At 66.7% G+C, this 20,604-nt stretch carries 18 protein-coding genes; 17 read left to right on the forward strand and 1 reads right to left on the reverse strand.

The features are described from left to right. Nucleotides 1-60 precede the first annotated feature (60 nt). From OG921_RS07070 to OG921_RS07085, 4 genes are all read left to right on the forward strand, one after another. The gene (locus OG921_RS07070; RefSeq protein ID WP_266111680.1) at nt 61-657 is read left to right on the forward strand and encodes an endonuclease domain-containing protein; all 597 of its coding nucleotides are present in this window, start codon (nt 61-63) and stop codon (nt 655-657) included. Between the two features lie 108 nt (nt 658-765). Then, entirely contained in the window at nt 766-1,956 is a 1,191-nt protein-coding gene (locus OG921_RS07075) for an AAA family ATPase (RefSeq protein ID WP_266111681.1), read from the forward strand. A gap of 51 nt (nt 1,957-2,007) precedes the next feature. Then, entirely contained in the window at nt 2,008-3,258 is a 1,251-nt protein-coding gene (locus OG921_RS07080; RefSeq protein WP_266111682.1) for a triacylglycerol lipase, read from the forward strand. Between the two features lie 63 nt (nt 3,259-3,321). Further along, nucleotides 3,322-5,271: an acyl-CoA dehydrogenase family protein gene (locus OG921_RS07085; protein ID WP_266111683.1), complete on the forward strand. Its 1,950-nt coding sequence runs from the start codon at nt 3,322-3,324 to the stop codon at nt 5,269-5,271. Between the two features lie 79 nt (nt 5,272-5,350). On the opposite strand, the gene OG921_RS07090 is transcribed toward OG921_RS07085, so the two are convergent. Continuing rightward, nucleotides 5,351-6,706: a deoxyribodipyrimidine photo-lyase gene (locus OG921_RS07090; protein ID WP_266111684.1), complete on the reverse strand. Its 1,356-nt coding sequence runs from the start codon at nt 6,704-6,706 to the stop codon at nt 5,351-5,353. A gap of 161 nt (nt 6,707-6,867) precedes the next feature. Between OG921_RS07090 and OG921_RS07095 the strand changes: the two genes are divergently transcribed. From OG921_RS07095 to OG921_RS07155, 13 genes are all read left to right on the forward strand, one after another. Then, nucleotides 6,868-7,842 (forward strand): alpha/beta fold hydrolase, encoded by a 975-nt coding sequence (locus OG921_RS07095; protein ID WP_266111685.1) that lies wholly within the window; start codon nt 6,868-6,870, stop codon nt 7,840-7,842. 115 nt (nt 7,843-7,957) lie between these two features. Continuing rightward, on the forward strand, nt 7,958-9,088 hold the full coding sequence (locus OG921_RS07100; protein WP_266111686.1) for a Gfo/Idh/MocA family protein: 1,131 nt from the start codon (nt 7,958-7,960) through the stop codon (nt 9,086-9,088). 42 nt (nt 9,089-9,130) lie between these two features. Next, nucleotides 9,131-10,165, forward strand: a complete 1,035-nt coding sequence (locus OG921_RS07105; RefSeq protein WP_266111687.1) for a M4 family metallopeptidase — start codon at nt 9,131-9,133, stop codon at nt 10,163-10,165. 32 nt (nt 10,166-10,197) lie between these two features. Beyond that, entirely contained in the window at nt 10,198-10,479 is a 282-nt protein-coding gene (locus tag OG921_RS07110; protein WP_266111688.1) for a protealysin inhibitor emfourin, read from the forward strand. 95 nt (nt 10,480-10,574) lie between these two features. Beyond that, nucleotides 10,575-10,862 (forward strand): hypothetical protein, encoded by a 288-nt coding sequence (locus tag OG921_RS07115; protein WP_266111689.1) that lies wholly within the window; start codon nt 10,575-10,577, stop codon nt 10,860-10,862. Continuing rightward, nucleotides 10,859-11,689, forward strand: coding sequence for a hypothetical protein (locus OG921_RS07120; RefSeq protein ID WP_266111690.1), 831 nt, complete (start codon nt 10,859-10,861; stop codon nt 11,687-11,689). Before OG921_RS07115 ends, OG921_RS07120 begins: the two co-directional genes overlap by 4 nt. A 72-nt stretch (nt 11,690-11,761) precedes the next feature. Continuing rightward, on the forward strand, nt 11,762-13,699 hold the full coding sequence (locus tag OG921_RS07125) for a fumarate reductase/succinate dehydrogenase flavoprotein subunit (RefSeq protein WP_266111691.1): 1,938 nt from the start codon (nt 11,762-11,764) through the stop codon (nt 13,697-13,699). Further along, nucleotides 13,696-14,442 (forward strand): succinate dehydrogenase/fumarate reductase iron-sulfur subunit, encoded by a 747-nt coding sequence (locus OG921_RS07130; protein ID WP_266111692.1) that lies wholly within the window; start codon nt 13,696-13,698, stop codon nt 14,440-14,442. The genes OG921_RS07125 and OG921_RS07130 overlap by 4 nt, the downstream gene beginning before the upstream one ends. A 43-nt stretch (nt 14,443-14,485) precedes the next feature. Continuing rightward, on the forward strand, nt 14,486-15,445 hold the full coding sequence (locus tag OG921_RS07135; RefSeq protein ID WP_266111693.1) for an NAD(P)-dependent alcohol dehydrogenase: 960 nt from the start codon (nt 14,486-14,488) through the stop codon (nt 15,443-15,445). A gap of 413 nt (nt 15,446-15,858) precedes the next feature. Continuing rightward, nucleotides 15,859-16,695 (forward strand): oxygenase MpaB family protein, encoded by an 837-nt coding sequence (locus OG921_RS07140; RefSeq protein ID WP_266111694.1) that lies wholly within the window; start codon nt 15,859-15,861, stop codon nt 16,693-16,695. Between the two features lie 60 nt (nt 16,696-16,755). Then, the gene (locus tag OG921_RS07145; protein ID WP_266111695.1) at nt 16,756-18,336 is read left to right on the forward strand and encodes a DHA2 family efflux MFS transporter permease subunit; all 1,581 of its coding nucleotides are present in this window, start codon (nt 16,756-16,758) and stop codon (nt 18,334-18,336) included. A gap of 79 nt (nt 18,337-18,415) precedes the next feature. Further along, nucleotides 18,416-19,294: an oxygenase MpaB family protein gene (locus OG921_RS07150; RefSeq protein WP_266111696.1), complete on the forward strand. Its 879-nt coding sequence runs from the start codon at nt 18,416-18,418 to the stop codon at nt 19,292-19,294. Nucleotides 19,295-19,701: 407 nt separating this feature from the next. Beyond that, nucleotides 19,702-20,541 carry an oxygenase MpaB family protein gene (locus OG921_RS07155; protein ID WP_266112261.1) on the forward strand — a complete coding sequence of 280 codons (840 nt, stop codon included), beginning with the start codon at nt 19,702-19,704 and terminating at the stop codon, nt 20,539-20,541. Nucleotides 20,542-20,604: the final 63 nt, after the last annotated feature.

Here is a 20,604-nt window from a genome sequence, read left to right on the forward strand (position 1 = left end):
GAGCCCGCGTGACGGGATCCCCCGTCGCCGGCGCCCCGGGTGCCCCGCGACGCTCCTCCGATGGATGACTTCGGTATCCGAACCCGCGCACAACTGCTCGGGGAGGGTGTCGCCGGCAGCACGATCGACTATCGCTGCCGGCGCGGCCGCTATCACCGCGTGTTGCCCGGCGTGTACAGCCTGTGTTTGGCGGTCCTCCCGCGACTCGAAGCCGATGCGCTCATCGACAAGAATCTGGCGACGGCATTCGGTGCCGAGGAGCTGCGACTGCTGGTGAAGCAGGCGCCCGGCCGGTATGGCAACGGCGCTGTCGCACGCCAGTTGCGTGTGGCCGCACAGGACTTCGCGTCCGAACCCGAGCGGCTGCTGGCCCGTGCGTTCACCGAGCGGCGGTTTCGGATCGCGCCGAACGCGCCGGTCGGGCCGTTTGTCGGCGACTTCGTGGACGAGCGGGCGCGGCTCGTGGTCGAAGTGGATGGCCGCGAGTTTCACAGCGAGCCGGGTGTCTTCCGCCAGGATCGGCGCAGGCAGAACTGGATGCTTGTGCACGGGTGGATGGTGCTGCGCTATGCCGCGTGGGATGTGCTCGCGGGTCCGGGTGCCGTCGCCGATGAAGTGATCGCAATCGCCCGGCGTCGGCGCAAGGCGTTGGGCTGAGTGCGGATCGAGCCCCACGACACTCTTTATTACGAACGCTAGACATCTCTAGGACACGCCCTAGACGTTCCCAGATTCCGCTAGCACTGCTTGCTACCGTCTGCCCGCATGGACCCTGTGCGAAATCCATACGCTCCCGGTGCAGGTCAGCGCCCGCCGGAGCTGGCCGGGCGGGCCAAGCAGCTCGACGCGTTCGAGGTGGTGCTCGAGCGCATCGCGCGCGGCCGGCCGGAACGCAGCGTGATGCTCACCGGTTTACGCGGGGTCGGGAAGACGGTGCTGCTCAATCACCTTCGCTCGGCCGCGCAGTCTCGCGGCTGGGGCACGGGCAAGATCGAGGCGAGACCGGACCAGGAGCTGCGACGGCCACTGTCCTCGGCGCTGCATATGGCGGTGCGCAGCATTGCGGCCGCGCATCGCAACCCGGAGCGGGTCGACGACTTTCTCGGCATCCTCAAGGCTTTCGCGCTGCGCGCAACCGCGGACAAGGGGGTACGGGAGCGCTGGCAGCCGGGGATCGATGTACCCGCCGTCACCGGGCGGGCGGATTCCGGTGATATCGAGATCGACCTCGTCGAATTGCTTTTGGAGGCAGCGAGTTTGGCCCGTGACGTGGGCGTGGGCATCGCGATCTTCATCGACGAGATGCAGGACATCGGGCCGGCGGACATCTCCGCGATCTGCGGCGCGTGCCACGAGCTGAGCCAGGATGCGGCCCCGTTGATCGTGGTCGGAGCGGGGCTGCCGCATTTGCCGGCTGTGTTGTCCGCGTCGAAGAGCTACTCGGAGCGGCTGTTCGGCTATCACCGGATCGACCGGCTCGAACGTGCCGCCGCCGATCGGGCGCTGATCGCACCGGCCGAGCGCGAGGACGTGAAGTTCACCGACGACGCCCTCGACGTGCTCTATCAGATGGCGGACGGTTACCCGTATTTCGTGCAGGCCTACGGCAAGGCCACCTGGGACCACGCCGCCGAGAGCCCGATCACCGCGGAGGATGTGCGGGTGGCCGCGCCCGCCGCGGAGGAGGAACTCGCGGTGGGCTTCTTCGGCTCGCGCTACGAGCGTGCGACTCCGGCCGAGCGGGAGTACATGCGGGCGATGGCGGATCTGTCCGGCGACGACGGTCCCGTGGCGACCGCCGCGGTGGCCAGGGAACTCGGCCGCAAACCGGCGTCGCTGTCGCCGGCGCGCGACGGCCTGATCAAGAAGGGCCTGATCTACTCGGCCGAGCGCGGCACCATCGGTTTCACTGTGCCGCACTTCGGCAAGTACCTGCGCGGCGTATCGGACGAATAGGCGGGCGCGTTCGATGCGCGCGGCTCAGTGCACGGTCGTACACTGAGCGCCATGCCCGGTGTCGAGCCGCAACATCGATCCGAAAGCCTGGCGCTCACCGCGCTCGCCCTCGAAGAACTCGGCGGTGCCGTCGGCGGTATCGGCAAGATCCACCGCGCAGTGTCGGACCGGGTCTTTTCCGGCGTCCGCCTCGGCGTCGGGCCCCCGGTAGTCCCGATCAAGCAGCTGCACGACGTCATCTCCGGTGCGATCTATGCGGCGGTCGGCGGCTCGGCGACGGCCGGTGGCAGCGTTGCCGGTTACCTCCTCGCCCGCAGCCACGCCGAGCCCGTCCGCCCGTCGGAGACCGCGCGCGGCGCGGTGCTGCTCGCGATCCTGCAGGGTCTGCGCGGCGACACGCTCGAGGCCGAACGCTCGCCGCTGGCCACGCCGATGGCGATCCGCGTCGGCGGCAGAGCGGTCGCACCGGAGCGTGCGGAGTTGGCCGCCGAATTCCCCAACGCCACCGACCGGGTCGTGGTCTTCCTGCACGGGCTGGTCGAGAGCGAGTACGCCTGGCGCCTGGGCGGCCGTCCGACCTATGGTGAGCGGCTCGCCGAGGATCTCGGCGGCACTCCGGTCGACATCCGCTACAACACCGGCCGGCACATCTCCGAGAATGGCGAATCGCTGTCCGGTCTGCTCGCCGAACTGGTGGCGAACTGGCCGGTCGAAGTGAAACAGATTGCACTGGTGGGGCATTCGATGGGCGGCCTGGTCGCACGGTCCGCGTGTCATCGAGCCGAGCGGGCCGGCGAGTACTGGGTGCGCCGTGTGCACCACATCGTCTGCCTCGGCTCGCCGCACTACGGCGCACCGCTCGAGCAGGTCGTGCACTATGCGAGCGCGGCGCTGCACGTGCTTCCGGAGACGCGCCCGATCGGGCGACTGCTGCGCCGGCGCAGCGCGGGCATTCGGGATCTGCGCCGCGGATCGCTCGTCGACGAGGACTGGCGCGATCGCAATGCCGATGCCTTGCTCGCCGCGGCCGCCAGCGAGGTGCCGCTGCTCGCCGGCGCGGTGCATTGCTTCGTCTCGGCCGGCATCATCGCCTCCCCGCGCAATCCGCTCGGCGCGCTGCTCGGCGACGGCCTGGTGCTGGCACCGAGCGCGTCGGGACGCCGCGGGAGCAAGCGGATCGGCTTCCGCGACGAGGACGGCGCGCACCTGCCGTCGGCGCACCATTTCACCCTGCTCAACCACGACACGGTGTACGAGTACCTGCGCGGTTGGCTCTCCGGACCGACGATTCTGCCGAATTGACCCGATAAGTTACCGGCGAGGCAACAATGGAGTGGTCAGCAGAAGCTCACCGAGGAGCGTCCCATGACCACTACCGCGAAGGTCGAGGCCACCGAGGAACAGGCCCGAGCCCTTGTCGAGGAATCTCGCGAAACAGAATGGGTAAAGCCATCTTTCGCCAAGGAGCTCTTCCTCGGTCGATTCCAGCTGGACCTGGTCCACCCGTATCCGCGACCGAAACCGGACGAGGCGGCCGCCGCCGAGAAATTCCTCGCGGAGCTCACGCAGTACTGCGCGGGTATCGACGGCGCCCGGATCGAGCGGGAGTCGAAGATCCCCGACGAGTACTTCCGTGGACTCGCCGATCTCGGCTGTTTCGGTTTGAAGATCTCGCCCGAGTACGGCGGCCTTGGCCTCTCCCAGGTGGCGTACAACCGTGCACTGATGGTGGTCGGGTCGGCCCACGCCAGCCTCGGGGCGCTGCTGTCGGCACACCAGTCGATCGGCGTGCCCGAACCGCTCAAACTCGCAGGCACTCCCGAGCAGAAGCAGGCCTTCCTGCCGCGTTGCGCGAAGGGCGCGATCAGCGCGTTCCTGCTCACCGAGCCGGACGTCGGGTCGGACCCGGCGCGGATGGCGAGCACCGCCACCCCGATCGAGGACGGCGCCGCGTACGAGCTCGACGGGGTGAAGCTGTGGACGACCAACGGGGTGATCGCCGAGCTGCTCGTCGTCATGGCGCGCGTGCCCAAGAGCGACACGAGCCGCGGCGGTATCTCGGCATTCGTGGTGGAGGCCGATTCGCCGGGCATCACCGTCGAGCGGCGCAACGCGTTCATGGGCCTGCGTGGGATCGAGAACGGCGTCACCCGGATGCACAAGGTGCGAGTCCCACGCGAGAACCTCATCGGGCGCGAGGGTGACGGGCTCAAAATTGCGTTGACCACACTGAATGCTGGTCGGCTCGCGATCCCGGCACTGTGTGCGGCGGCGGGTAAGTGGAGTCTGAAGATCGCCCGCGAGTGGTCCGCCGAACGGGTCCAGTGGGGTCGGCCCGTCGGTAAGCATGCCGCGGTCGCCGAGAAGCTGTCGTTCATCGCCGCGACGACCTACGCGCTCGAAGCCGTGCTCGACCTCTCCGGGCAGATGGCCGACGAGGGCCGCAACGATATCCGGATCGAGGCCGCGCTCGCGAAGTTGTGGGCGAGCGAGATGGCCTGCCGAATCGCGGACGACCTGATTCAGATCCGCGGCGGACGCGGATACGAGACAGCGCCATCGCTGAAGGCTCGGGGTGAGCGCGCCGTGCCGGCCGAGCAGCAGTTCCGCGACCTGCGGATCAACCGGATCTTCGAGGGGTCGAGCGAGATCATGCGGTTGCTCGTCGCACGCGAGGCCTCCGATGCGCACGTCACCGCCGCGGGTGAGCTGATCAACCCCAAGGCGGATCTGCAGACCAAGGCCAGGGCCGCGCTCGGTGCGGGCGGCTTCTATGCGAAATGGCTGCCGCAGCTCGTCGCAGGAAAGGGGCAGGTGCCCAACTCGTATACCGAATTCGGTTCGCTGGCAACGCATCTGCGCTACGTCGAACGGCGTTCCCGGAAACTCGCCCGGTCGATGCTGTACGGGATGGCGCGCTGGCAGGCGAAGCTGGAGTATCGGCAGGGCTTCCTCGGCCGGATCGTCGATATCGGCGCCGAGTTGTTCGCCATGTCGGCGGCCTGTGTGCGCGCCGAAATGCAACGCGCCGAGGGCGGCGAGGAGGGTGCGGCCGCGGTGGAGTTGGCCGACACGTTCTGTCAGCAGGCCCGGCTGCGCGTGGAGGCCCTGTTCGACGCGCTCTGGGAGAACACCGACGATCGCGACGGTGCGACGGCGCGCGCCCTGCTCGACGGCCGCTACACCTGGCTCGAGGCCGGGGTGCTCGACGCGAGCGAGGGCACCGGGCCGTGGATCTCGGATTGGCGCAGCGGCGCCTCGACCGAGGAGAACTTGCATCGCCGGGTCGTGCCCGACTCGCGCGCACCGGCCTGACCTGTGTCGATACGCCTCATCAGGTCTTTCTACCGATAACTAGCCGAACTGCTAGAAATCGGTAGAAAACGCCTGACGATCAGCTACCGAGTGCCGCATAGCGTTGCAACGCGATCTCGCGTTCGTGCTTGTGGTCGACGAGCGGTGCGGGGTAGCCGGCGGGCGGGCCGTCGGGCAACGCGTGGACCTTCTTGCCCGGCACGCCGCGTAACTCGGGCACCCAGCGCCGGACATAGTCGCCGTGCGGATCGAACTTCTCGCCCTGCGTCGTGGGGTTGAACACCCGAAAGTAGGGCGCGGCATCGGTTCCGGAGCCTGCCGTCCACTGCCAGCCGTGCTGATTGGAGGCGAGGTCGCCGTCGATGAGGTGCCGCATGAAATGCCGTGCGCCCCACCACCACGGCAGGTGCAGATCCTTGGTGAGAAACGACGCGGTGATCATTCGCAGCCGGTTGTGCATCCAGCCCTCGGCGATCAGCTGGCGCATCCCGGCATCGACGATCGGGTACCCCGTGTGTCCGGAACACCAAGCTGTGAAGTGCTTTTCGGCCTGTTTGCCGTTGTCATAGGTGATCGCGTCGAACTTGTGGTTGTAGTTTTCGCGCGCCGTTTCCGGCCGGTGATGCAACACGTCGGCGTAGAACTCCCGCCAGGCGAGTTCGTCGCGCAGCGCCGTCGCGCCCTCGCTCGCGCCCAGGCCTTGTAGCAACGTGCGCGGATGAATGCAGCCGAACTTCAGATACGCCGACATCCTGCTCGTCGAATCCAGGTCCGGGCGGTCCCGGTTGCCCGCATAGCCGGCGAGGTCCGCGTCGCGAAAGCGCCGCCATCGCTGCACGGCTCCCGACTCGCCCGGATCGGGCAGCGCTGCGTCGCCGAGGTCGTCGTCGCCCGGGATGTCGATCCGGCGCCGATAGCCACCCGGATCCAGCCAACCGACGGTGCGCGCCGACGTCTTCGCGGGCGCCCGCCAGCCGTGCTCGGCCCACGCGCGGCGAAACGGCGTGAACACGCGGTACGGGGTGCCATCGGCCTTGACTACCCGGCCCGGCGAAACGGCGTAGGGCGAGCCGGTGGCCATCAGCTCGATACCCGGCCCGAGTGCCGCGGCGACCGCCGCGTCGCGCTGCTCGCCGTACGGCGCGAAATCCGCGCTGACGTGCACCTTCGCCGCCCCGAACCGCTTCGCGACGAGCGGGACCAGCTCGGCCGGATCGCCGCGGACGACGAGCAGCCTGCCGTCGAGGCTCGCGTCGAGGGCGCGCAGGCAGCGGAACAGGAACGTTCGCCGCGGCGCGCCGGAGGCGGCGAGCAGTCGGTCGTCGACGACGAACAGCGCCACCGATTGCCTGCTCGACGCGGCAGCGCTGGTCAGCGTCGGAAGGTCGGCAAGGCGCAGGTCGCGCCGAAACCAGATCACCGATGAGCCGTCCACCCCGTCGATCCTGCCGATGCAGAATCGATGCGGCAACCGGCGCGCCGGAAAGGACGGAACCGGCTTCGGTTGCGCATCGAGAACGTAACGAATCGGATCCGCCGTAACATGTTGCGGCGCTTGCTCCGACTACCGAAGACAGTGATCGAACGGAGCGGGCCATGGTCGACGTCGACTTTCTGCCGATCGAGGCAGACGATGCGCCGGCACCCCTGCCCCGGCGCAGCACGGTCGTGGCCGACGACGGAGTGCCGATCGCGGTTCGCGAATATGGGCCGGTGCGCGCCGGGCTGACCGTGGTGTTTCTGCACGGGCATTGCCTGCACGCCGAATCGTGGGTCTACCTGTGCCGCCATCTCGCGCCGCAGTGGGGCTCCGATGTGCGCATCGTCAGCTACGACCATCGCGGCCACGGGTCGTCCGGGTCGGCGCCCGTGCACACCTGCACGCTCGATCAGCTCGCCGATGACCTCGACGTGGTGTTGCGCACGATTGCCCCGATCGGGCCGGTGCTCTTGATCGGTCACTCGATGGGGGCGATGGCGGCGCTGGCCTACATGCGGCTACATCCGGAGTTGATCGGTTCCCGCATCGTCGGCCTCGGACTGATCTCCACCGCCGCGGGCGGGCTCACCACCCTCGGTCTCGGGCGGCTGCTGCATCGGCCAACGGTGTCACTGCTGCGGGGCGCGGTGCGCTGCGCGCCACGAACGATGTCGGTATCGAAGCGTCTGGGCGGGAGGCTGTGCGGGCGTATCGCGCGCACAGCCTCGTTCGGACGCGGCAGCGTGAACCCCAGCGTGGTGGCGCTGGCCGCGGCAATGCTCAACGACACCTCGATCGTCACGATGACCGCCTTTCTCGGCGCGCTCGTCGACCTCGACGAATCCGAAACCCTGCGGCTACTTACCGAGATACCGGTGCTCGTGCTTGTCGGGTCCGCGGATCTGGTTACCCCGCCACAACATTCGCTTGCCATCGTGGCGCAGCTGCCGGACGCGGAGTTCGTCTGCATCGACGGTGCCGGGCACAGCGTCATTCTCGAGGATCCGGCCGCCGTGGCGGCATCGGTGGTCCGGCTCGTCGCACGAGCCGGCGCTGCGCAGTACGCGCGGGCTTTCGCTTCGGCGGGTTGACCTTCGATCGGCATGTATAAGCAATTCTGTGAATCAAGCTAGAGATCGCTAGAAAGTTATCGAAAGAGCGCGAATTCTCGTTCGCGCGCCGCAGCCGGGAGTAGGTTCTCGGCGCATGGGCGCCACCTCGTCAGCACTGCGCGTCGCCATCATCGGCACCGGCATGATTGCCGAACTGCATCGGCGTGGAGCATTGCTCGCCGGCGCGCAGATCGTCGGCGTCCTTGGGTCGAGCCCGCAGCGTTCCCGGGAGTTCGCCGCGCGCTGGGCCGTGCCCACGCTCGACGACCTCGACGCGGTACTCGCCTCCGGCGCCGACGTCGTACACATCGCCACCCCCAATGCCACGCACGCCGAATACGCGCACGCCGTGCTCGCGGCGGGGAAGCACGTGGTGTGCGAGAAGCCGCTCGGTATGGATGTCGCGCAGGCCGAGGCGCTGGACGCGGCGGCGGTGAATGCGGGTGTCGTCGCCACGGTTCCGTTCGTCTACCGCTTTCATCCGATCGTGCGCGAGATCAGGGCGCGGCGTGCGGCCGGCGAGTTCGGCAACCTGCTCCTGCTGCACGGTTGTTACCTGCAGGACTGGATGCTCGCCCCCGCGGTGTCGGGCTGGCGCGTAGATCCGGCCAGCGGCGGTGCGTCGCGCGCATTCGCCGATATCGGTTCGCACTGGTGCGATCTCACTGAATTCGTCAGCGGCGAGCGGTTCGTCGAGTTGACCGCCCAGACGCATATCGCCTATCCCGAACGCCCGCGCCTCGGTGGCGAATCATTCAGCGCTACAGCGAATCTCACCGACGACCTGGTGACGGTAAGGACCGAGGACAGCGCAGTGGTGCTGCTGCGCACGGCATCGGGCGTGCTGGCCACATCGACGGTGTCCCAGGTCGCGGCCGGGAGAAAGAACCGCCTGTGGCTCGAGCTCGACGGTAGTTCGGGCAGTGCGGTTTTCGATCAGGAGAACCCGGAGACGGCGTGGTTCGGCGGCGCCGAGGAGAACCGGGTGATGGTGCGCAATCCCGCGGCGGGGGCGGACGCGCAGCGGCGGCTGTCCAAGCTGCCTGCCGGGCACGGCCAGGGCTACTCCTATTGCTTCGAGGCGTTCGTCGCCGACACTTACAGCGCCGTCGCCGGTGCCGAACCCGACGGGCTGCCGCGGTTCGCCGATGGCGTCCGCGCGGCCCGGATCGTGGACGCGGTGCTGCGATCGGCGGCGTCGCGCGCATGGGAGCCGATCGCCTAGGCACGGGCTCGCCTGTCGGCCCGGCGTGTGAGGATCGCAGCCATGTACCGCGCCTTCGTCCCGCCATATGTACTCGAGCGGATCGCCGCATCCAGTGCGCCGCGGCTGACCGCTGCGCCCGCCGTTGCCGACGCGACGCTGCGCCACGATGCGGTACTGCGCGCGGCCGCCCGGTCGGCCGGCCCGGTGCCGACGGTCGAGGATCCCGGGCTGACGCGCACGATCAGCGACGCCGAGCACACCGAGCAATTGCCGGGCGTGCCGGTGCGCCGTGAGGGTGAGCCGCCCACCGGGGACAGTGCCGCCGACGAGGCCTACGACGGATTCGGCGCCACACACGCGCTCTTCGCGCAGGTGTACGGCTGGGACTCGCTCGACAACGCGGGTACTCCACTGAACGGCACCGTGCATTTCGGGCGTAACTACGACAATGCGTTCTGGGACGGGACGCGGATGGTGTTCGGCGACGGGGACGGCGAGGTGTTCCGCGGATTCACCGGCTCGTTGACGGTGATCGCCCATGAACTCACGCACGGCATCACCACGCATACCGCGGATCTGGTGTACCGGGATCAGCCGGGTGCGCTGAACGAGTCGATCTCGGATGTGTTCGGCGCGCTGGTCGAGCAGTATCGCCTCGGACAGCGGGCGGACGAGGCGTCGTGGTTGATCGGGGCGGAGGTGTTCACCGACGAAGTGCAGGGTGTCGCGATGCGCTCGATGCGCGCGCCGGGCACCGCCTACGACGATGACGTCCTCGGCCGCGATCCCCAGCCCGCCCACATGCGCGACTACGTCCGGACCACGGGCGACAACGGTGGTGTGCACGTCAACTCGGGGATCCCCAATCGGGCGTTCGCGACCACCGCGCTCGAGCTCGGTGGCCACGCATGGGAGCGGGCGGGCCGAATCTGGTTCGAGACGCTCACTGGTGGTGGACTGGGCCGCACGGCAGACTTCGCGACGTTCGCCGCGCGCACCGTCGCCGTCGCGACGAAGCTCTATGGGGCGGAGTCCGCCGAGGTGCGCGCCGTCCGTGGCGGTTGGGAAACCATCGGCGTGCCCCTGCAACCCTGACAGCGGGGGTATTGGTGGCGTAGAACGAGCACATGCGCGTAGCCGTGTCCCGCAGCGGTGGCCTGGCCGGAATCATCCGCACGTGGGCCGTGCAGCTCGATGATCAGCCCGATCATGCCGATGAGCTGTGCCGGCTGGTGGACGACTGTCCGTGGAACCACCCGCCCGACCTGGATCCGCCCGGGCCAGGGGCGGACCGGTTCGTCTACCGGCTCGACGCAGGCGAGCTGTCCGCGACCGTGCCCGAGCCGGAACTGCAGGGGCCATGGCGCCGGCTGGCCGAGCGGGTGATGGATCTCGGGGGCAGTAGCTAACTTCCAGAAAATTCGTTTGCAAAAACATGCGGCTAGTACCACAAAGTTTATGTAGTGTGCTCTTAGTCACACAGCCCCGTCCGGAGGTGCTACGGATGTCAACCACCGATTTTGCCGACCTACGGGATTCGATCGGTCAGCTCAGACACTGCTTGGCGTCGCTGCAATCGAAGTACGGCGACGCATTCCCCATCCGCCGTCTCGCCAACGACGTGGAGCGTCTGGACATCGATGCCGGCGAACTGGAACAAGCGCCGCCGCCGGTCGTGCCGGCCCGCGAGCGTGAGGTCGTCTATGTCCCGGACAGCCGCTCCGACGAGGCCGCCTGGATGGGCGCGCAAGACGAAGGACTTGGTTTCCACTCTCGCGAGCGGACCAAGTGAGCGCGCCCCCGAGCACGTCGAACCAGAGCGGAACAGGAACTCAATCACCAACGCGGGCAAAGATTTCTGCCCGCACTTTGCGGACCGATCGTTGGTGGATCGCGCCGCTGCTCACCGATCTCGGGTTGGCGGTTTTCCTCATCTACGCGACGGTGCGATCGTTCGTGCGCACGGCGTACTGGGTGGACGACTACCACTACCTCACTCCGTTCTATTCGCCGTGCCTGAGTGAGTCGTGTGTGCCAGGTTCGAGCCATTTCGGCACGCCGTTCCCCGAGCTGCCGATGTGGATACCGCTCGGCTTCGTCGTCCTGCCGTTCCTGCTCGGCTTCCGGCTGACCTGCTACTACTACCGACGCGCCTACTACCGGTCGGTGTGGTTCTCGCCGCCGGCATGCGCTGTCTCGGAACCGCATGCGCGCTACACCGGTGAGACGCGGCTGCCGCTGATCGTGCAGAACGTGCACCGCTACTTCTTCTATGCGGCAGTCATCGTGTCGTTGATCAACACCTACGACGCGGTAATGGCGTTCCACGGCAAGGGCGGCGGGTTCGGCTTCGGGCTCGGCAACATCGTGCTCGTCGTGAACGTGGTCCTGCTGTGGGCATACACCGTGTCGTGTCACTCGTGTCGGCACGTGGCCGGTGGCCGGCTCAAACACTTCTCCGCGCACCCGGTGCGCTACTGGATGTGGACGCAGATCTCGAAGCTGAACACCCGGCATATGCAGCTGGCCTGGATCACGCTCGGCACGCTGATCCTGACCGACTTCTACGTCATGCTGGTGGCCAGCGACACGATCTCCGATCTTCGTTTCATCGGCTAACCAGCCCCGCCCGCCCGCCGTGGTGCGCCGAATGCGTGCCCCCGGCCGAACCGAGGAGCTTCGAGGAAATCCATGACCGATGTGGAACGGCTCGAGTACGACGTTGTCGTGATCGGCGCTGGCGGTGCGGGGCTGCGCGCCGTCATCGAGGCGCGCGAACGCGGCTACCGCGTGGCGGTGGTGTGCAAGTCCCTGTTCGGCAAGGCACACACGGTGATGGCCGAGGGCGGCTGCGCTGCCGCGATGGGCAACGCGAACTCGAAGGACAACTGGCAGACGCATTTCAAGGACACGATGCGTGGCGGCAAATTCCTGAACAACTGGCGGATGGCCGAGCTGCACGCGCGCGAGGCGCCGGACCGCGTGTGGGAGCTGGAAACCTATGGCGCGCTGTTCGACCGGACCAAGGACGGCCGGATCAGCCAGCGCAACTTCGGTGGCCACACCTACCCGCGGCTCGCGCACGTCGGTGACCGGACCGGACTGGAACTGATTCGCACCATGCAGCAGAAGATCGTCTCGCTGCAGCAGGAGGACTTCGCGGAGACGGGCGACTACGAGGCGCGGATCAAGGTTTTCGCGGAGTGCACGATCACCGAGTTGACCAAGCAGGACGGGGCGATCTCGGGGGCGTTCGGCTATTGGCGCGAGTCCGGCCGGTTCATCCTGTTCGAGGCGCCCGCGGTGGTGCTGGCGACCGGCGGTATCGGCAAGTCGTTCAAGGTCACCTCGAACTCGTGGGAGTACACCGGCGACGGGCACGCACTCGCGCTTCGTGCCGGAGCGTCGCTGATCAACATGGAGTTCGTGCAGTTCCATCCCACCGGGATGGTGTGGCCGCCCAGCGTCAAGGGAATCCTGGTCACCGAGGGTGTGCGCGGCGACGGTGGCGTGTTGAAGAACACCGACGGCGAACGCTTCATGTTCAGCTACATCCCCCCGGTATTCAAAGGGCAGTACGCCGAATCCGAGGAGGAGGCGGACGCGTGGCTGAAGGACAACGACAGCGCACGCCGCACCCCTGATCTGCTGCCGCGGGATGAGGTCGCCCGCGCGATCAACTCGGAAGTCAAGGCGGGCAGGGGAACTCCACACGGCGGGGTTTTCCTCGATATCGCATCGCGGCTGCCTGCGGACGAGATCATGCGCCGGTTGCCCTCGATGCACCATCAGTTCAAGGAACTCGCCGACGTCGACATCACCAAAGAGGCAATGGAAGTCGGCCCCACCTGTCACTACGTGATGGGTGGTATCGAAGTCGACCCCGACAGCGGTGCCGCGACCGTGCCCGGACTGTTCGCGGCCGGCGAGTGCTCGGGCGGCATGCACGGATCCAACCGGCTCGGCGGCAATTCGCTGTCGGACCTGCTGGTGTTCGGCCGCCGCGCAGGGCTGGGCGCCGCCGAGTACGTTGGTTCGCTGTCACATCGCCCGGCAGTCGCGCAATCCGACATCGACGCTGCCGCACAGTCGGCGCTCGCGCCGTTCGACCCGGTGGACGGTGCGGAGAACCCGTACACGCTGCACACCGAGCTCCAGCAGTCGATGAACGATCTGGTCGGCATCATCCGCAAGGACGAGGAGGTTGCCCAGGCGGTCGACCGGCTCGCCGAGCTGGGGCGACGAATGACGAAGGTGACCGTCGAAGGGCACCGCCAGTTCAACCCCGGCTGGCACCTCGCTTTGGACTTGCGCAACATGCTGCTGGTCAGCGAATGCGTCGCCAAGGCAGCACTGCTGCGCACCGAGAGCCGCGGCGGGCACACCCGCGACGACTATCCGTCGATGCAGGCCGACTGGCGAAACAGGTTGCTGGTGTGCGAGATCGAAGACGGTGGCGAAAGTAGCGACAACCCGCTGCCGACCGTCACCGTCACCCCGAAGGATCAGCTGCCGATGCGCGACGACCTGCTCGCGCTGTTCGATTTGTCCGAGGTCGAAAAGTATTACACCGCTGACGAACTGGTGAACCATCCGGAGAACTCGCGAGACGGGAAGGGGCAGCCATGAGCTATGACGCCAAGTTCCGCGTCTGGCGCGGCGACGATTCCGACGGGGATCTGCAGGACTACACCGTCGAGGTCAACGAGGGCGAGGTGGTGCTCGACATCATCCACCGCCTGCAGGCGACCCAGACCCCCGACCTCGCGGTCCGCTGGAACTGCAAGGCAGGCAAATGCGGTTCCTGCTCCGCGGAGATCAACGGCAAGCCCCGGTTGTTGTGCATGACCCGGATGTCGACGTTCACCGAGGCCGAGGTGATCACGGTGACGCCGCTGCGGACCTTCCCGGTGATCAAGGATCTGGTCACCGATGTGTCCTACAACTACACCAAGGCCCGCGAAATCCCTTCGTTCACACCACCACCCGGCTTGAAGGCCGGCGAGTACCGGATGCAGCAGGTCGACGTGGAGCGCTCGCAGGAGTTCCGCAAGTGCATCGAATGCTTCCTGTGTCAGAACACCTGTCACGTGGTGCGTGACCACGAGGAGAACAAGGAGTCGTTCGCGGGCCCGCGCTATCTGATGCGTGTCGCCGAACTCGAGATGCATCCCCTCGACGCGGCCGACCGCCGTGATGCCACCCAGGACGACTTCGGGCTCGGGCTGTGCAACATCACCAAGTGCTGCACGGACGTGTGCCCCGAGCACATCAAGATCACCGACAACGCGCTGATTCCGATGAAGGAACGGGTCGCGGGGCACCGCTACGACCCGATCGTCTGGCTCGGCAACAAGCTGTTCCGCCGCTGAACCGGCGAATGTCGTCGATCAACGGGTCTCTTGGCCGGCGACAGTGAAGGCATTCGTATCGCGCACCTACGGGGGACCCGACGTGCTCGAGCTTTCCGAGGTCGACGTCCCCGAACCCGGTACGGACGAGGTGCTCGTGAAGGTGCGCTCGATATCGGTCAACCCCGCGGATTGGCATTGCCTGCGTGGCAAGCCCGTCTTTTCCCGCGCGACATTGGGCCCGATCAGGCCCAAGGCGACCGTTCTCGGCGCTGACATCGCGGGTCGGGTCGAGTCGGTGGGGCCCGGTGTCACCACGGTGGCACCCGGCGATGCGGTGTACGCATGTCTGTTCGGCAGCGGCTTCGGTGGCTTCGCCGAGTACGCCCGCGTCCCGCTCGGGGCTTTGGCGCCGATACCGGCAGGCTTGTCCGACGCGGAGGCCGCTGCGCTGCCGATTGCTGCCACGACCGCGTTGCGGGGCCTCGACTACCACGGCCGCCTCGAAGCGGGCCGATCCGTGCTGGTCAACGGCGGGTCGGGCGGAGTCGGGCATTTCGGCATCCAACTTGCCAAGGCCGCCGGCGCAGAAGTAACGGCCGTGACCAGCACGCCGAATCTGGACTTGGTCCGCACGTTTGGAGCGGATCACGTAATCGATTACACCGCAGAGGATTTCACGCGCACGGGGCAGACCTACGATCTCGTTCTCGACACGATCGGGAATCGTAGGGTCGGCGATCTTCGCCGCGCGCTCGGACAGTCCGGTAGGGCCGCGGTCACCGGGTTCACCTCGGTGGGAATGCTTGTCGGCGTTGTCGTGCGCGGCGGCAAGCGAATCAAGCAGGTCAACGTGCAGGTGACCGGCCGGAACCTCGCCGAGCTGAACACATTTGTCGAAGCGGGGGCCTTGCGTCCGAGTATCGACAGGCACTATTCGTTCGCCGAGATTCCCGAGGCGATCAGCTATCTAGAGGCCGGCCACGCGCGTGGCAAGGTCGTAGTCGATGTCGTCGGTGCCTAGCGTCCGCGCGACATTAGAGCAGCGCGATCACCATCGCTGCGACGCCGACCACCAGTATCGCGGTCAACACCGCTGCGAGAATCGATCCGCCGAGTGCGGCCACGCCCACCGCCGAAACTCCACTGATTACTCCGATTAGTACCCACTCCACCCAATCGGTACCGAGGAGTGAGAACTTGTACCGGGGGCCCGGAGGTCCCGCCACGGTATGCATACAACAGGCTTACCCCGCAACAGCGGATCAAAACCAGGTTTTGCACAAATCGGTCACGATTGGGGCGCGTAGGGTGACAGTTCGGCCTCGGATGGGCTAACGCGACCCGTCCGGCCGAAAGGTGGTTCTGACGCGCAATTGCACGTCGACCCCACTGGGGCGCAGCATTTCTCGGTATCCTTCGACGGACGGTTCTTCGATGACAAGGTGGTCGACGATGGCCGGTGACCGCACCGTGCGGGTTCAGGATCTCGGAGCGGGCTTCGGCCTGATCGCCGGGGCCGCGAACGTGATCATGCAACTGTCCCGGCTGCCCGTCGGGCACGGCGTCGCGGAAAGCACGGTGGAGAGCGGGCAGGTCTTTCGGCACCCGGTCAAGCGGTTGCGTACCACCGTCACCTACCTCGCCGTCGCGATGGAGGGCACCGAGGCGGAGCGGGCGGCCTACCGCGCCGCGGTGGACGGTCAGCATCGGCAGGTTCGATCGACGCCACGAAGTCCGGTGCAGTACAACGCCTTCGATCGCGACCTTCAGCTCTGGGTGGCCGCCTGCCTGTACAAGGGCATCGAGGACCTCGTCGCGATCCTGTTTCCCGATGCCTCCGAGGCGAGCCGGGACACCATCTATCAGGAGTCGGCTCGGCTGGCCACCACGCTGCAGGTGCCCGACGCGATGTGGCCCGCCGACCGGGACGCGTTCGCGCGGTACTGGAAGGAAGGCGTCGAGCAGATCGAGGTCGACGACACGGTTCGCGCGTATCTGGACAAGGTCGCCACGGTCGCGTTCCTGCCGAAGCCGATCAGCACCGTGTTCGGCCCGATCAACAAGTTCGTCACCGTCGGCTTTCTGCCGCCGGAGTTCCGCGAGCAGATGCACTACCGATGGACGCCCGCGCAGCAGCGCAGGTTCGATCGGATTGTCACGGCGGGAGCCCGGGTGACCATGTTGCTGCCCCGTCCCGTCCGCAACTTCCCGAACAACGTCTACCTCTGGGACATGCGCCGCCGGATCGCGTCCGGACGACCCCTCGTGTAGCGGGCGTCGCACACCAAAAAAGGGTTTGGTCATACGCCACGAGACTGGGATTGTTGGGTAATGACCTCGAGTACCGATCCTGCCGCGGACAAGGCTGCCTCGTCCGCGGTCACCGTCGGCGATCAAGATACGCCGCCGGACAAGCTCGATCCACGCGTTCTGCGCATTGCGGGCGTCGTCGTGATCGGCGCGATCATGTCGATTCTGGACATGACCGTCGTGAGCGTCGCAATCCCCACTTTCCAAGAGGAGTTCGACGTCACCTACGCGATCGCCGCGTGGAGCATGACGGGCTACACCCTCGCGCTCGCGACCGTGATCCCGCTGACCGGATGGGCCGCGGACCGGTTCGGTACCAAACGCTTGTATTTGACGGCGCTGACGTTGTTCGTGCTCGGCTCGGTGCTGTGCAGTTTCGCCTGGAGTGCGCCGTCGCTGATCGGCTTCCGAATCCTGCAGGGCCTCGGCGGCGGCATGCTGATGCCGCTCGGCATGACGATCATGACGCGCGCCGCGGGCCCGCAGCGGATCGGCCGTGTCATGGCCGTGCTCGGTGTGCCGATGCTGCTCGGCCCGATCTGCGGTCCGATCCTGGGTGGCTGGCTGATCGAGGCGGCGAGCTGGCACTGGATTTTTCTCATCAACGTGCCGATCGGCATTGTCGCGTTCACGCTCGCGTTCATCGTGCTGGACAGGGACGCACCGGTGCCGTCGGAGAAGTTCGACTTCCTCGGCATGCTGTTGCTCTCGCCGGGCCTGGCCCTGTTGCTATTCGGCGTTTCCTCGATGCCCGAGGTGGGGACAGTGGCATCCGCGCGGGTCCTGATCCCGATGGTGATCGGCGTGATTTTGCTGGCGTCCTTCGTGCCGCATGCGCTGCGCACCGAGCATCCGCTGATCGATCTGCACCTGTTCCGCAACCGGAATCTCGCCGCTGCGGTCGGCACGATGATTCTGTTCGCGATCGCGTTCTTCGGCGCGGCGCTGCTGATCCCGAGCTACTTCCTGCAGGTGCGCGGCGAAACCACCCTGGCGGCGGGTCTGCTGATGGCCCCGCAGGGTCTGGGCGCGATGATCACGATGCCGATCGCGGGCCGGCTCGTCGACAAGATCGGTCCGGGCAAGATCGTGCTTACCGGCGTCAGCGTGATCGGCGTGGCGCTCGCCGCGCTCACCCAGGTCGGTGCCACGACGCCGTATCCGTTGCTGTGTTCGGTGCTGTTCGTGATGGGGCTCGGCATGGGTTGCACGATGATGCCGACGATGACGGCCGCGCTGCAGACGCTCACGCACGCCCAGGTTGCGCGCGGGTCGACGCTGATGAACATCGTCAACCAGACGGGCGGCTCGATCGGCACCGCGACGATGTCGGTGGTACTGACCAACCTCCTGCTCAAACAGGAGTTCGCCGGCCCGGCGATCGCATCGCAGACCGACCCGTCGGTCGCGGCGACGCTGCCGCCCGGTGCCATCGATGTGGGGCTCGAGCAGGCGGCCGAGGCGTTCGGGCACACGTTCATCGTCGCGGTGGTGTTGATCGTCCTGACGCTGATCCCGGCCTCCTTCCTGCCGCGCAAGAAGCCCGCCGCGACCGGTCCGGAGGGCGAGGGCGCCGCCGTGGGTGCGGAAGTCATGCACTGACGTCGTCGTGTTGGGGTTGATCATCCCAATCTCCGGTGAGAGAATGAGTCAGTATTTCTCTCACTGACTCAGGAGGTGGATGGTGGGGTACCCGATTCGATCCGCACCGGCGTGGGACGCGCAAACGGAGCCGGATCCCGATGCCGGGATCGCTCGTCGACGGCAGTACATGGTGGGGCCGGGTGCAATGCTCGGTGGCAACGCCAACGTGATCATGCAGCTGAGCAACCCCGCCGTCGGCCGTGGCGTCGTCGAGAGCATTGTCGAACGGGGTCGCTACGACCGGCATCCGAACAAGCGAGCGCGCACGACGCTGACGTATCTGGCGGTCGCGATGATCGGCACCGAGGACGATCGCGCGGCCTATCGTGCGGCAACGAACACATCGCATCGTCCGGTGCGATCGGATCCCGGCAGTCGCGTCTCCTACAACGCTTTCGACCCGGAACTGCAGCTGTGGGTAGCGGCATGCATCTACCGCGGTGTGCGTGACTACCTGGTCCTGTTCTTCGGCGACCTCGACGAGGAAACGGCCGATGATCTCTATCGCGAGTCCGCCCGGTTCGGCACCACACTGCAGATGCGGCCCGAGATGTGGCCGGCCGACCGCGCCGCCTTCGAGGCCTACTGGGACTCCAAGCTGAGCGAAATCAGCCTCGACGACGAGGTGAAGACCTACCTGCTCACCCAAGTCGTCGATCTGGGTCCACACAGCCGTCTGCGCAGACTCGCTTTGCGCCGAGTGAATCGATTCTTTGCGACCGGCTTTCTCCCGCAGCATTTTCGCGACGAACTCGACCTGACGTGGAGCCCTCGCCGGCAGCGTGCTTTCGAGATCGTCATGCGCACGCTCGGCCGCATCCTCACTCGGCTGCCCGAAAGCGGGCGGCTGTACCCGTACGACGACTACCTGCGGGAGATGCGGCTGCGGCAGGAGCGTGGCAAGCCTCTGGTGTAGCGCGATTGAAGGCAGTCGGACAGAAGCGCGGAACGGAAACTAACTTAATGTTTCCACCCTAGGTACGATCGCCCGAATCTCTCCCAGTACAGTGGCAATTTCGATGCACATCGAACCACGAAAAAGCTCACGTCGGACCAATGCTCAAAATCCGAATACGCACTAACATAGTGTTGACGAGGATCACATCTGCGTGAGAGCGTGCAGGCGACGTCAGTTGAAATCTCCAGACCGAGCGAGGAAGGATCAACCCGGCTATGAACGCTCAGCCTTGGGAGCCGAACTACGATGACCCACAAAGTGATTCATACGTAGCGGAAGATCCCGCGCCCGAGCGATCGCGCCCCCTCGGAGTGGTGCGATCCACGGTGGGCCCGGCGCAGCCGCTGCCGAACGACCGGATCCGGATCGCCATCCCGGGCGTTCATCGTCCCACGTCGAAGAGGCCACCGCGATTGGCCGATGCCCTCGATTTCTGGGGCCTCTCCGCCTCCGCGGCGAATGTGGCCATGCAGATGAGCTGGCCCGAGGTCGGGCGCGGTGTGATCGAGAGCCCGGTCGAATCCGGCGCGCTGATGGTGCATCCGTGGAAGCGGTTGCGCACCACCGCGTCGTATCTGGCCGTGGCCATCCTCGGTACCGACGAGGAGAAGCTGGCCATGCGTGAGGCGGTCAACAGGGCGCATCGGCAGGTGCGATCCAAGCCGGGCGCGAAGGTGAAATACAACGCCTTCGATCGGAACGTGCAGCTGTGGGTCGCCGCGTGTCTGTACGTCGGGTTCGAGGACGGCTACCAACTGCTGAACGGGAAGATGAGCCCGGAGCAGGCCGAGAGCTTCTACCAGGCATCCGCGTCGCTCGGCACCACGCTGCAGGTCCACGAGGACATGTGGCCGAAAACGCGCGCGGAGTTCGACGCGTATTGGACCGAGGCGTGCACCCGGGTGAGCATCGACGAGGAGGTCCGCGCCTACATCGACGACCTGCTGCACCTGCGGATGATCCCGTGGTTCCTGCGACTGCCACTCGGGGGGCTGCTGCAGTTCCTGACGACGGGGTTCCTGGCACCGCACTTCCGCGAGCACATGGGTGTGGAGTGGAGTGCCGCCGATCAGCGCCGCTTCGAGCATCTGTTTCTTTTCGTCGGCTTCGTCAATCGATTCCTCCCCCGGTTCATCCGTAACGTCGGGCGTCCGCAGATGGCGTACGTGCGCTGGCGGATCCGCCGGGAGCAGGCACTGGTCTGAGCGCTCCGCCGGGCAACATCGCGAACTTTCGCTAGGGTCGGGCTGGAACCGTCGTCGAGCGAA

Source organism: Aldersonia sp. NBC_00410, assembly GCF_026342035.1.
GTDB lineage: Bacteria > Actinomycetota > Actinomycetes > Mycobacteriales > Mycobacteriaceae > Aldersonia.